12 protein-coding genes are annotated in these 13287 nt (G+C 61.7%); 5 read left to right on the top strand and 7 right to left on the bottom strand.

The window, feature by feature from the left end:
* Positions 1-94: 94 nt before the first annotated feature.
* Together ACVRRC_RS20980 and ACVRRC_RS20975 are read left to right on the top strand one after the other, a co-directional pair.
* Positions 95-2125: a S9 family peptidase gene (locus ACVRRC_RS20980; RefSeq protein WP_472997473.1), complete on the top strand. Its 2031-nt coding sequence runs from the start codon at positions 95-97 to the stop codon at positions 2123-2125.
* A gap of 87 nt (positions 2126-2212) precedes the next feature.
* Positions 2213-2572, top strand: coding sequence for a YgaP-like transmembrane domain (locus ACVRRC_RS20975; RefSeq protein WP_053527386.1), 360 nt, complete (start codon positions 2213-2215; stop codon positions 2570-2572).
* A 100-nt stretch (positions 2573-2672) separates the two neighbouring features.
* On the opposite strand, the gene acs is transcribed toward ACVRRC_RS20975, so the two are convergent.
* Positions 2673-4628: an acetate--CoA ligase gene (gene acs / locus ACVRRC_RS20970; RefSeq protein ID WP_472997472.1), complete on the bottom strand. Its 1956-nt coding sequence runs from the start codon at positions 4626-4628 to the stop codon at positions 2673-2675.
* Positions 4629-4878: 250 nt separating this feature from the next.
* On the opposite strand from acs, the gene ACVRRC_RS20965 reads away from it, so the two are divergent.
* The gene (locus ACVRRC_RS20965; protein WP_017246028.1) at positions 4879-6204 is read left to right on the top strand and encodes a DUF2254 domain-containing protein; all 1326 of its coding nucleotides are present in this window, start codon (positions 4879-4881) and stop codon (positions 6202-6204) included.
* A gap of 154 nt (positions 6205-6358) precedes the next feature.
* Here the strand turns inward: ACVRRC_RS20965 and ACVRRC_RS20960 are convergent, their stop codons facing one another.
* Entirely contained in the window at positions 6359-7357 is a 999-nt protein-coding gene (locus ACVRRC_RS20960) for a TRAP transporter substrate-binding protein (protein WP_017246029.1), read from the bottom strand.
* A gap of 145 nt (positions 7358-7502) precedes the next feature.
* On the bottom strand, positions 7503-8402 hold the full coding sequence (locus ACVRRC_RS20955; RefSeq protein WP_048329452.1) for a LysR family transcriptional regulator: 900 nt from the start codon (positions 8400-8402) through the stop codon (positions 7503-7505).
* 176 nt (positions 8403-8578) lie between these two features.
* Here ACVRRC_RS20955 and ACVRRC_RS20950 point away from each other — a divergent pair, with 176 nt between their 5' ends.
* Together ACVRRC_RS20950 and ACVRRC_RS20945 are read left to right on the top strand one after the other, a co-directional pair.
* Entirely contained in the window at positions 8579-9781 is a 1203-nt protein-coding gene (locus tag ACVRRC_RS20950) for a CaiB/BaiF CoA transferase family protein (protein WP_014596407.1), read from the top strand.
* A gap of 102 nt (positions 9782-9883) precedes the next feature.
* Positions 9884-10819 (top strand): hydroxymethylglutaryl-CoA lyase, encoded by a 936-nt coding sequence (locus tag ACVRRC_RS20945; RefSeq protein ID WP_125856891.1) that lies wholly within the window; start codon positions 9884-9886, stop codon positions 10817-10819.
* Between the two features lie 245 nt (positions 10820-11064).
* Here the strand turns inward: ACVRRC_RS20945 and ACVRRC_RS20940 are convergent, their stop codons facing one another.
* From ACVRRC_RS20940 to ACVRRC_RS20925, 4 genes are all read right to left on the bottom strand, one after another.
* A complete protein-coding gene (locus ACVRRC_RS20940) occupies positions 11065-11385 on the bottom strand; it encodes a putative signal transducing protein (protein WP_472997471.1) in 321 nt (106 codons plus the stop codon).
* 73 nt (positions 11386-11458) lie between these two features.
* Positions 11459-11854, bottom strand: coding sequence for a hypothetical protein (locus tag ACVRRC_RS20935; protein WP_045157786.1), 396 nt, complete (start codon positions 11852-11854; stop codon positions 11459-11461).
* Positions 11855-11946: 92 nt separating this feature from the next.
* On the bottom strand, positions 11947-12615 hold the full coding sequence (locus tag ACVRRC_RS20930) for a hypothetical protein (RefSeq protein WP_472997470.1): 669 nt from the start codon (positions 12613-12615) through the stop codon (positions 11947-11949).
* 88 nt (positions 12616-12703) lie between these two features.
* Positions 12704-13138 carry a hypothetical protein gene (locus ACVRRC_RS20925; RefSeq protein ID WP_472997469.1) on the bottom strand — a complete coding sequence of 145 codons (435 nt, stop codon included), beginning with the start codon at positions 13136-13138 and terminating at the stop codon, positions 12704-12706.
* Between the last annotated feature and the right edge of the window lie 149 nt (positions 13139-13287).

Genomic DNA, 13287 nt, shown 5'->3' with positions numbered 1-13287 from the left:
ACCGGGTCAATCCTAGACGCAGCCGAGCAGGTACACTGCCGCATTTCGTTGCATGCCATGTGCGGCCAACGCACCACCCAATCCGGAGTACTGCATGTCCCAAGCCCCCATCGCCCGCGCCGACACCGGCACCGACCCTTACCGCTGGCTGGAGAATCGCGACGCCGAGGACGTGCTGGCCTATCTCAAGGCGGAGAATGCCTATCTCGAGGAGCAGCTCGCCGATCAGGCCGAACTGCGTGAAGCCCTCTTTCAGGAGATCAAGAGCCGCATCCGCGAAACCGATCTGTCACTGCCCTCCCCGTGGGGGCCGTGGCTGTACTACCAGCGCACCACCGCAGGCGACGAGTATCCGCGGCACTACCGCTGCCCGCGCCCGCTGGATGGTTCGCTGACCGTCGATGAAAGCGCCGAACAGCTGCTGCTCGACCCCAACGAGCTGGCCGGCGGCGGCTTTCTTTCGCTGGGTGCCTTCAGCGTCAGCCAGGACCACAGCAAGCTCGCCTACAGCCTCGACCGCGAGGGCGACGAGATCTACCGGCTGTACGTCAAGGACCTGGCCAGCGGCGCGGTCACCGAGCTGCCCTTCGACAACTGCGACGGCAGCATGACCTGGGCCAACGACAGCCAGACCCTGTTCTACGGCGAGCTTGACGACACCCACCGCCCACACAAGATTTACCGCCACCGCCTTGGCGATACGGACAGCAGCGAGGTTTATCACGACCCGGACGGGCGTTTCTTCGTGCATTGCTACCGCGCCAGCTCCGAGCGCCAGCTGGTCATCCTTTCCCACAGCAAGACCACCAGCGAAGCCTGGGTGTTGTCGGCGGACCAGCCGGAGGGCAGCTGGACCTGTCTGGCGCCGCGCCAGGAGGATCACGAGTACTTCCCCGATCATGGCCTTTACGAAGGCCAGTGGCGCTGGCTGATCCGCAGCAACCAGGCGGGCATCAACTTCGCCCTTTATCACGCCAGCGAGGCCGAGCCAGGCCGCGAGCACTGGCAGGAGCTGGTCCCGCATGATGACGCGGTGATGCTCGAGGATGTCAGCCTGAACGCCGAGGCGATCACCCTGACCCTGCGCGAAAGCGGCCTGCCGGTGATCGAGGTACGACCGCAGGGCGTCCAACCCTATCGCCTGCAATTGCCCGATGCGGCCTACAGCCTGCACGTGCAGAACTCGCTGGAATTCACCAGCACGGTGATCCGCCTGCGCTACGAGGCGCTGAATCGCCCTGCGCAGGTCCGCCAGCTGACCCTGGCCGACGGCACGCAGGAGGTGCTCAAGGAAACCCCGGTGGAAGGCCCCTTCGATGCGGACGCCTATGAAAGTCGGCGCATCTGGGCCACAGCCCAGGACGGTACGCAGGTTCCCATCAGCCTGGTCGGCCGCCGCGACAGCTTCGGCAAGCCCGCACCGCTCTACCTCTACGGTTACGGCGCCTACGGCCATAGCCTGGACCCCTGGTTCTCCCACGCGCGGCTGTCGCTGCTCGACCGCGGCTTCATCTTCGCCATCGCCCATGTGCGTGGCGGCGGCGATCTCGGCGAGGCCTGGTACCGCGCCGGCAAGCTGGAGCACAAGCCGAACACCTTCAACGACTTCATCGCCTGTGCCGAGCAGCTGTTGGCCGACGGTTACACCACATCGCCACGCCTGGCCATCAGCGGCGGCAGTGCCGGCGGCCTGCTGATCGGTGCCGTGCTCAACCTGCGCCCGGAACTGTTCGGTGCGGCGATCGCCGAGGTGCCCTTCGTCGACGTGCTCAATACCATGCTCAATGCCGACCTGCCGCTGACGGTGACCGAGTACGACGAATGGGGCGACCCGAACCAGCCCGAGGTGCACGAACGCATCCGCGCCTATGCGCCCTATGAGAACGTCCGGGCCCAGGCCTATCCGCCACTGCTTGCCGTGGCCGGCTACAACGACAGCCGCGTGCAGTACTGGGAGGCCGCCAAGTGGGTCGCCAAGCTGCGTGCCACCCGCACCGACGACAACCTGCTGCTGCTCAAGACCGAGTTCGGCGCAGGTCACGGTGGCATGAGCGGACGCTACCAGGCGCTCAAGGACGTGGCGCTGGAGTACGCCTTTGTGCTCAAGGTGTTCGGCATGGCCTGATCGGACCATGCCTGCCGACCTGCGGTGGCGAACAGGCGGCTCCGGCAAGAGTCATTCATTGAGAATGTCTTCGTCGGAGCCCCCCCCATGAACAACTCTTCCAAGCACCTCGAACAGAACGTCCACGGCTGGGAGCGCGCCATGTCCCTGGCCGGCGGCCTGTACTTCCTCGCCAAGGGTCTGCGCCGTGGTGGCCTCGGCGGCCTGCTGCAACTGGGCATCGGCGGGATGGCCGTTGCCCGGGGCGTGACCGGCCACTGCGAGGCCAAGCGCGTGTTCAATGAAGTCAGCGAACAGGCGGGCATGGCCGAAGGGCGCTCGCACCATATGCCGTTCGAGCGTTATGACTCGAGCAAGGAGCAACTGCAGGCCAACGCCGCAGCTGCCACCAACGGCACCACGGTCACCGGCAACGACGATCTGAAAAGCCCGCCCGCCGGCGTCTGAACATCGCCCTGCGGGCCTGTGGCAAGCGGACTTGTCCGCGAACGAAGCTGCCAGGCGACCATGAGCCCGGCGAGTCGACCGCTCGCCGGACGCCGCGAGTTCAGCGCTGCTTCACCGCCTCATGGGCAGCGATCAACTGGTCGACGACGCCGGGGTCGGCCAGCGTCGAGGTATCGCCCAGAGTGTCGTAGTCGTCCGTGGCGATCTTGCGCAGCAGGCGGCGCATGATCTTGCCGGACCGCGTCTTCGGCAGCCCCGGCGCCCATTGGATGGTATCCGGCACCGCGATCGGACCGATCTCGTGCCGGACCCACTGCTGCAGCTCCTGGCGCAGCGTGTCGCTGGGCTCGGTACCAGCAACCAGAGTCACGTAAACATAGATGGCCTGGCCCTTGAGCGGATGCGGCACGCCAACGGCCGCGGCTTCGGCCACCTTCGCATGCGCCACCAGGGCACTCTCGATTTCGGCGGTGCCCATGCGGTGTCCGGAGACGTTGAGCACATCGTCGACGCGCCCGGTGATCCAGTAGTAACCGTCCTCGTCGCGGCGGGCGCCGTCGCCGGTGAAGTACATGCCGCGGAAGGTCTTGAAGTAGGTATCGACGAAACGGTCGTGGTCACCGTAAATGGTGCGCATCTGCCCTGGCCAGGAGTCGAGAATCACCAGATTGCCCTCCGCCGGGCCTTCCAGCAGGTTGCCGAGATTGTCCACCAGCCCCGGCACTACGCCGAACAGCGGCCGCGTCGCCGAGCCGGGCTTGAGCGCCGTGGCACCGGGTAGCGGGCTGATGAGGATGCCGCCGGTCTCGGTCTGCCACCAGGTATCGACGATCGGGCAGCGCGACCGACCGACCGTCTCGTAGTACCAGTGCCAGGCTTCCGGATTGATCGGTTCACCCACCGTGCCGAGCAGGCGCAGGCTCGAACCGTCGGCACCCTCCATCGCCGCCGGCCCCTCGGCCATCATCGCGCGGATTGCCGTCGGCGCGGTGTAGAGGATGTTGACCCGGTGCTTGTCGATGATCCTGGCGATGCGGGTGACGTCCGGATAGTTCGGCACGCCTTCGTACATCAGGGTCGTCGCACCGTTGGCCAGTGGGCCGTAGATCAGATAGCTATGACCGGTAATCCAGCCGATGTCAGCAGTGCACCAGTAGATATCGCCGGGGCGGTAGTCGAAGACCCGCTCGTGGGTCAGCGCGGCGTACAGCAGGTAGCCGCCGCAGGTGTGCAGCACGCCCTTGGGTTTCCCGGTGGAGCCCGAGGTGTAGAGAATGAACAGCGGCTCCTCGGCGCCCATTTCCTTCGGCGCGCAGACCTCGCCAGCCACGCGCATCAGGTCGTCGTAGGAGACGTCCCGGTGCGGGTGCCAGCGAATGTTCGCTCCGGTGCGGCGCACCACGATGATCTTCTGCACGCAACGGGTCTGCGGGTTCGTCAGCGCCTCGTCGACGTTCTCCTTCAGGGCGATGGTCTTGCCGCCACGTATGCCCTGATCGGCAGTGATCACCACCTTCGAGCTGCCATCGATGATGCGCCCGGCCAATGCCTCCGGCGAGAAGCCGCCGAACACCACCGAGTGGATCGCACCGATGCGCGCGCAGGCCAGCATTGCCACCGCGGCCTCGGGAATCATCGGCATGTAGATGGTCACCACGTCACCGCGGTGCACATCCTGGCCACGCAGGGCGTTGGCGAACTTGCAGACCTCCTGGTAGAGCTCGCGGTAGGTGATCTCGCGGTGCTCCGAGGGGTCGTCCCCCTCCCAGATGATCGCCACCTGATCGCCGCGCTCGGCCAGGTGCCGGTCCAGGCAATTGGCCGACACGTTCAGCGTGCCGTCGGCAAACCACTTGATATCGACGTGATGGTCGTCGAAGGAGGTGCGCTTGACCTCGCTGAAGGGCCGAATCCAGTCCAGCCGTGCCGCCTGTTCACGCCAGAATCCTTCAGGGTTGATCACCGACTGCTGATACATGGCCCGATAAGCGGCCTCGTCGGTCAGGGAGTGCTTTGCAGCCTCAGGGGACACGGGATACAGGGACGCAGCACACATGGCAGTCACCTCGGGTTATCTGGTTATTTTCCGGTCGCAGCCTTGTCTCGCAGGCGAACCCTCACCACCCGATCGATCCACCCTTCCCGTGCGGATCGCCAACCACGCGCCTGTCAGACGTCTGCTTCAGCCGATGCCGAATACCGCAGCGGCCGCGACTAGCGGCCACTCTCCAAGCATAGACACTGTTTCGCGGCCATTTGCCGAGGGCTGCTGTCTCAATTCGTAACAGCCATCGCCGGGAGCCCCCATGTCAGCACCAAGCAATGCCCTGTTTCGTCAGCTGCAGCGGATCCCCCAGAGCATCGTCTTCTACCCCACCGTGATTCCGGCCGGCTACTTCATGCTGGGCGGTCTCGTCCTGCTCTTCGAAACGACCGACCTGGCTCACGCCTGGCGAAACATGCTGCCGCCCGGCCTGGCAGAGGCGGACAACGCCCGGGAAATCCTCGGCACGCTCATCACCAGCATCATTTCGCTGACCGTGTTCAGCTTTTCCATGGTCATGGTCGTGCTCAACGGGGCCGCCTCGCGACTGTCCCCGCGCGTGCTGCCCGGGCTGATCAGCGATCGGCGCAACCAGCTGATCCTCGGCAACTACCTGGGCTGCATCCTGTTCTTCCTGCTGATGATCGCCTTCATCAACAAGAACGAACCCGATAGCCTGCCTGCGTTCGGCGTGCTGCTCGCCGTACTGATGGGCCTGGGCTGTATGGCCCTGTTCGTCGTATTCATCCGTTCCATCTCGCAGTCCATCCAGGTGGACTGGATCGTCGGCCAGCTCTACCGCAGCGCCTGCCATAACCTGGCGCAGCGTTGCGAGCGCCTGGGGTCGATCACCGCGGCGCCGGATGACCGCGACTGGTACTGCATCGAAGCGGTCACGCCCGGCTATCTGCGCGAGGTCAACGAGCAACGCCTGCGGGAGCTCTTGGGGCCGGACGATCTGCAGGCAGTGCTACAGGTGGAACCCGGGTTCTTTCTGGTCGAAGGGCATCCGTTGCTCAAGGTCAGCGCCGAACTGGATGCCCGGCGAACCCGACAGGTACTCGACTGCTTCGATTTCCACGATGAAGAGTTCGCCGGCGCCAACGTTTTCTATGGCATGCGGCAGATGACCGAAATCGCGGTAAAGGCCATCAGCCCGTCGATCAACGATCCGGGCACGGCAATACGCGTGCTCAATCTGCACGGCGTGTTGCTCGGTCGCCTGGGTGGCGTCCCGCCGCTGGACGTGGGCTGCATCGACAATGGCAAGCCCAGGCTGTTCTATCCACAGCTGAGCCCGCAACGACGGCTGACGCTTATCCTCGACCCGATTCGTACCTATGGCAGCAATGACCCGGCGATCGTCATGGCGCTGATGCAGTGCCTGAAGACTGCCTTGCACGGGCAGGCCTCCAGCGACCAGTTGGAGGCCTACGTGGATGAATTGGCGGCGCTGCGCGACGCCGCGGATACGGACCTGCGGAACGACCGTGACCGCCGTGCGGTCAACGATCTGCTGGAGCGCATCAACCGCCTGCATGACGAACTGGCGCCGCTGGCATTACTGCCAATTCCGGCGAAAAGCTGAAGGCCAAAAAAAAAGCGGCCTCAGGGGCCGCTCGGTCAACCATCCGGTTGGAATACACACTTGTCCGATCACGCAGATAGACGCCGCCATTCTGTGCAGCCAGCGCCGTGGCCGAAACTGCACATTGGTCTAACAGACCATTGGCGGGCTTGCCTCAAGGCGCAGAGTTGGCTGCCTGGGCCGCCTCGATGAGCTCCTTGCCGATCTCGCCCTCGAACTTTTTCCAGGCCGGTTGTACCGCCTCGCGCCACTTGGCACGCTGCTCGTCGGTCAGCACCAGAATCTCGCTCTTGCCCGAGTCGATGACGCCCTGCTTGGCCTTCTCGTTCAGCGCCTCGGCCTGGCGGTTCACCTCCACGGTGACCTCGTCGATGATCGCTTCCAGCTCGCCGCGCACCTCTGCCGGCAGGCCGTTCCAGAACCTGGTGTTGGTGATCAGCAGGTAGTTGCCGATGCCGTGGCCGGACTCGGTGATGTACTTCTGCACCTCGTGGTACTTCTGGCTGTAGATGTTCGACCAGGGATTGTCCTGGGCATTGACCACGCCGGTCTGCAGGCCCTGGTAGATCTCGGCGAAGGCCATCTTGCGCGGCACCGCCCGCAGGGCGGTGTACTGGGCGGCCTGCAGGTCCGAGGGCTGTACGCGGAATTTCAGCCCGCGGGCGTCGGCCGGCTCGCGCAGCGGCTTGTTGGCGGTGAAGTGGCGCATGCCGTTGAGCCAGTAGGCCAGGCCGGTGATGCCCTTGTCCTCCATGGATTTGAGCATGGCGCGCCCCTTGTCCGACTGCTGGAAGCGCTGCGCCGCGGCCATGTCGTCGAACAGGAACATCAGGTCGAACAGCTGCAGCTGCTTGGTGTACTGCTCGAGCTTCGACGGTGCCGGCGCCAGCAGCTGCACCTCGTTCATCAGCAGTGCCTCCATCTCCTTGCCGTCGCCGTACAGCGAGGAGTTGGCGAATACCTGCACTTCCACCTGGCCGGGCAGGCGCTCTTCCACGAGCTTCTTGAACATCAGCGCGCCCTGACCCTTCGGCGTGCTGTCGGCGGTGATATGGGAGAACTTGATCAGGATCGGATCGGCCTGGGCGCCGAGGACGCTAAACAGCGCCGAAGCGGCGAGCAGACGGGTGATGCCACGGGTGAGTCGTGCCATGGAGAGCTCCGTTTTGTAGTTGTGTGAGCCATGCAGCTGGTCCGACTCTACCCCGCTGCCCCCTCGGGCTGAATTGCTAATTGGCCAAGCGCGACTTCGCGTTTGGCGAAGGCCGTGACGCGATCGCGCCGCCGAACGGCTTCGTTCAGGCCTGGCCTTCGCGAAGCGTGAGGTGCTCGAGCATCTGCCGGGCAGTCACCGACAGGCTTTCCAGATTGCGCACGCCGAGCTTGAGTTCGCGCCGCGCCCAGACATCGGTCAGCGGCACCATGGCCACGTCCAGCGCCGGCAGGTAGTTGCGCACCACTTGCTCGGGCAGCACGCCGATGCCCATGCCGGTATGGATCATCCGGCAGATCGCCTCAAAGCTGCGTACCTGAATGCGCAGGCGCAGCGGCGTACCCATCAGCTGCGCCGACTGCTGCAGCAGGGCATGCAGTGAGGCGTCCTGCTGCAGGCCAATGAAGTCGAAGCCTGCCGCCTCGCGCAGTGCAATGCATTCGCGGCCGGCCAGCGGATGCTCACGTGGTGTGACCAGCACCAGCCGATCCTCGCGGTAGGGAAACACCTGCAGGTCCTCGGCCGGCATGTGCCCGGCGAAGATGCCGATATCGGTCAGCCCCTCGCGCAGGGCGCGCAGGGTGTCACTGCTGACGCGCTCCTCCAGGTCGATCTTCACTTCCGGGTGCTGGCGAGCGAAGGCGCTCAGGTCTTCGGGCAGGAACTCGATCACCGCCGAGGTGTTGGCGTGGATGCGCACATGGCCCTTCACGCCCTGGCTGAACTCGCTGAGGTCAGCGTCCAGCTGCTGCAGGTTGTCCAGCAGGTTGCGCGCGTGGTGCAGCAGCGCGTGGCCGGCCGGCGTCAGCTCGACGCCCTTGGGCTGGCGATAGAGCAGGCTGACGCCGAGCTGCCCTTCCAGATCGCTGACGCGCTTGCTCACCGCTGCCAGCGCCAGATGCTCGCGCTCGGCGGCGCGGGTCAGGCTACGGGTCTCGGCGATGGCGACGAACAGCCGAAGGGTGACGAAATCGATGCGGCGCATGGGCAGGCTTCCGTATTCGCGGGTGACGAAGCATGCACCTATTCCCCCCGCTATTCCACGGCCGCACGTCTCCTGGCTTCGTGGAGCGCGAAGCCATGCTTGGCCAACGACCAATTGTCCGCTGCCGATGGGTCGGTCATGCTCGGCACCATGAATCAACCGGCACAGGTGTCGTGATGAGCGAACAGACAGACAAGAGCCTGCCGCTGCAGGGCCTCAAGGTGATCGAGATGGGCCAACTGATCGCCGGCCCTTTCGCCAGCAAGCTGCTCGGCGAATTCGGCGCCGACGTGATCAAGATCGAGCCCCCCAGGGTCGGCGACCCGCTGCGCAAGTGGCGCAAGCTCAAGGACGGCACCTCGCTCTGGTGGCATGTGCAGTCGCGCAACAAGCGCTCGGTGACGCTGGATCTCAAGGCCGCGGAAGGCCAGGAAATTGTCCGCCGGCTGGTGGCCGAAGCCGACATTCTGGTGGAGAACTTCCGCCCCGGCACGCTGGAAGAATGGGGCCTGGGCTGGGATGAGCTGTCGAAGCTGAACCCTCGGCTGATCATGCTGCGCATTTCCGGCTACGGACAGACCGGTCCCTATCGCGACCTGCCGGGCTTCGGTGTGATCGGCGAAGCCATGGGTGGCCTGCGCCACCTCTCCGGCTATCCGGGCCAGCCTCCGGTGCGTGTCGGCGTCAGCATCGGCGATTCGCTGTCCTCGCTGTATGGGGTAATCGGCGTGTTGCTCGCCCTGCAGGAGCGCAACCGTAGCGGCCAGGGCCAGGAGATCGACGTGGCGCTGTACGAGTCGGTGTTCGCCATGATGGAAAGCCTCGTGCCCGAATACGACGCCTTCGGCTATGTACGCGAGCCGGCTGGCAGTGCCCTGCCCGGCATCACGCCGTCCAATTCCTATTTGTGCAACGACGGCGCCTACGTGCTGATCGCCGGCAATGGCGACAGCATCTACAAGCGCCTGATGACCCTGATGGGCCGCCAGGACCTTGCCGATGATCCGCGCTTTGCCCACAACGACGGCCGCGCCCAGCACGCCGAGCTGATCGATGCCGCCATTGGCGAATGGACCATCCAGCACAGCCGCGACGAGGTGATCGAAGCACTCAAGGGCGCCCGCGTGCCGGCCGGCTATCCCTACACCGCTGCCGATATCGTCAAGGACCCGCACTACCTGGCGCGGCAGATGATCGAGCAGGTGCAGACCTTCGCCGGCCCGCTCAAGGTACCGGGCGTGCTGCCCAAGCTGTCGCGCACGCCAGGGCGCATCGGCGAAGGCGGCCCGCAACTGGGCGAGCACACCGACGATGTGCTGGCCGGCCTCGGCCTCACCGATGAACAACGCCAGGGCCTGCGCGAACGCGGGATCATCTGAACGCCACGCAGGGTGGACAAGGCGAAGCTTGTCCACCAGCCAGCAAGCCACAACGGTGGATGGGTAGAGCGTCATCCACCCTACGAAACCCCAGGACTCCCCATGAGCAAACGCCTGTATATCCAGGAAGTCGCTACCCGCGACGGCTTCCAGATCGAAGCGAACTTCGTGCCGACCGAAGCCAAGATCGCTCTGATCGACCGCCTCTCGCAAACCGGGCTGGCAAAGATCGAGGTCACCTCCTTCACCTCGCCCAAGGCCATCCCCAACCTGCGCGACGCCGAGGACGTGATGCGCGGCATCCGCCGTGCGGAGGGCGTCGAGTACACCGTGCTGGTGCCCAACGTGAAGGGCTGCGAGCGCGCGCTGGCCTGCGAGGTGGACGAGATCAACCTGGTGATGTCGGCCAGCGATACCCACGGCCTGGCCAACCTGCGCATGACGCCCGCACAGTCGCTGGTGCAGTTCCGCGAAATCATTGAAGTCACTCGCGGCAGTGGCGTGTTCATCAACGCCTCGCTATCGACCACCTTCGGGTGCCCCTTCGAGGGCGACGTGCCTGAGCGGCGCATCTATGAGCTGGTGCAGCGCCTGCTGGAAATCGGCGTGCAGGGCATCACCCTCTGCGACACCACCGGCATGGCCGACCCGGCGCAGGTCGAGCGTATCTGCCGCGAAGTGCTGAACAGCTGGCCACAGGCAGTATTCACCGCACACTTCCACAACACCCGCGGCATGGGCCTGGCCAACGCGCTGGCAGCGCTGAACGCCGGCATCGACCGCTTCGACGCCTCGCTCGGCGGACTCGGCGGCTGCCCTTACGCGCCAGGCGCAAGCGGCAATATCTGCACCGAGGACTTGGTGCATATGTTCCAGCGCATGGGCCTGAACACCGCCGTCGATCTCGACCGCCTGCTGCAATGCGCCGCCGACCTGCCCCAACTAGTCGGCCACGACGTGCCGGGCGCGGTACTCAAGGCCGGCAAGGCCGATCGCCGTTATCCGAAACCGAAGTGGATGCAGGAAGCCGGCGTTTGAACGCGTGCGGAGCGCCTGTTGGACGGTGTGTCGGCATGAGCGGTGTTTCAGCCGGAACTGGCACAACGCAAGGCCGCCCCTTACGGCAGGATTGAAAAATGAGGTGATGGTCTTGTTGTGAAGCAATACTGTCGGAACAGGCGAGACCTGCAGCAGAACAAGGCCGATAAGACAATGATTATCTCTGTGAACGTTTGAATGCTTGGCCCCTGCTGCACGAACTACAGACTAGCCAGGGTGCAGGCTCATTTCGACCCACCGCAATTCCAGCAAGACATGAAATTATCAGGATTGCTTTCCTCGCAATTTTTACACAACCATTCGACTTCAACACCTGAATTATTTGATTCTTGTTCGTACTGATAGCGCCCAACTAATCTGGCAGCTGTTTCAAATTGTTCAGAGGGCACCCAAAGCTCAGGGCGTATTGGTCTATGAAAAGAAACAATTGAACGAATAGAGCCTTGATATTCATTAATTATCCTTGTGGCAATGCCGCTGCTTTGCAGATAGCTTGCTATAAGATTTACCTGAACCAGGCTGTCAGCCTCTAATAGCTTTCGCACAATTGAAGAACCTAAGGTTTGGTTAAGGGGGGGTTCTAGCCCGTCCCAGTGAGCGAAGCGAACGAACCAGTTGTTAGAGGCTCTGCACGTTGCGCCTGCGAGCAGCAATGTAGGTGCCTAAGAAGCCTAGCAGTGCATGAGCTAAAAACTGAGTAAAGCCAAGCCACCAGTAAATAGGTTCAGAAAGCATATAGGCTGTGATGGCGAATAATAATGTAGCCCCTATGCCATGGTAATAAGACAGCTGCTTGGCCTTTAGTGATGCTATGTATCCGACTGACATAGGAATTATTAAGAAATACACTGCATACAATAACATTGAGCCAAGGATGTACAGGTTTGTGTTACCAGATGACGAAAGAGCCCAAAGTGTCAGCTGCACCAAAATCAACGGAATCAAGAGCCCGACAGCAAAAGCGAGAGCCAAGGTTTTGATATCGATTAGCTTGAAAGCGTGCGCGGTCTTCAAGTTTGAAAGTGCCTCTAACGTTTGGTTAAGGGGCTGGCGTTAGCCAGTCCCGAGTGAGCGAAGCGAACGGCTTGAACCACTTGTTATAGGATTCACGCAAGCTTTGATCTTGCAATGAACTCAATAACGCCAGACATCATATTTTCAACCTGCCCAAACTCATATTCGGAATATCTTCCGTGCGCAGCTTTGTTTCGTAGATCCAGCCACATCGTTACTGCTTTTTGATCTAGCTTTGAGTAGATTTCTTCTTTTGCGAGATCACTGTTTAGGCGGTCTGCTTTTTTGGGAATGGCTCTATCTCCGGTTTCAACCACTACGTCTATGCCGTTATGGATGCATAGCTGGCGCAAGTGCTCTTCCAATACACTGCCAATAATTACTGCTGCTGGATCTTTGTAATTTTGGCTAAGTAGATGTTGAGCCATCTCCATAAAGTCTGAAAATAGTTCGGCGGATACAAGCTCTTTGATAGATAGAAGCCAGTCTCCGGAAACTTCATCTTTTATGGCTTGCAAGATAGATATGCCGGCCTCGGCATTAGAGGGATGTGTGTCGCTTAATGCTTTATCAGCTTCATTATAGAAGGTATGGCCTTTGCCATATAGCCGCTCAATGAAAGAAAGAAGTGCAGACCTGAAGCCCTTCATCTTTCCAGAGTCCACGTAGTCCCCAAAACCACGAGAGTTCCGTGTGGTTGCGAGCACCTGGCTACCTTGAAAAATCAATTGGTCAATTCGTTGAATCAGTCTTTCTTTCAATGAGGTCTCCCTTGATTCCTATAACGCTTGGTTAAGGGGCGGGCTTTAGCCCGTCCCAGTGAGCGAAGCGAGCGGTTTGAACCACTTGTTAGGTCTGCGATTTTGCTAGTTGCTTAAATGCAGGGCTTGAACCCGTACGTGTTACGCCACATTCAGTGCGAGCATATGCACACTTTAAAGAATGCTTCGGATCGCTAGAAAATGGTGGTTGTCCGTATATGGTTACTGAACTTCTCGGCTCTAGACGCCTTGGCCAAGGTTGACCATCGATAAGCACTGGATTTCCGTAAGCGCCTCTTTTATCTGTGTTTCGATAAAAAACACCCGCCTCAGCAATAGTGACTGCAAAAGAACTTAGATTGGTGATTTCAATACAGAAAGTCAGGCGGGGATCAGCATCGCCGAAAGGTATAGCATGTTTGGGCCTTACTCTTAGCTTTACCCTTGAGTTATCGAGTGCTTGCCAAGTGTTCATAACGCCGAGCACTGCTATCGCAAGAGTGATTCCTTCAACGATGTTCATGTTTTCCTTTGCCTAACTATAATTAGACACCAGGTGGTGTATAAGACGCCGAACGGGCTTGGCGTATAACATTCCGTTCGCCTTTCTCTTCGAGCCTCTAGCTAGGGCCTCTCGGGGACGCCGGATGTTTATACACCAGCTCCGGGAAG

The organism is Stutzerimonas sp. LR2 (genome assembly GCF_055755175.1).
Note: the sequence above shows the minus strand (reverse complement) of the source record. Positions and strands in the feature narration are given on the sequence as shown.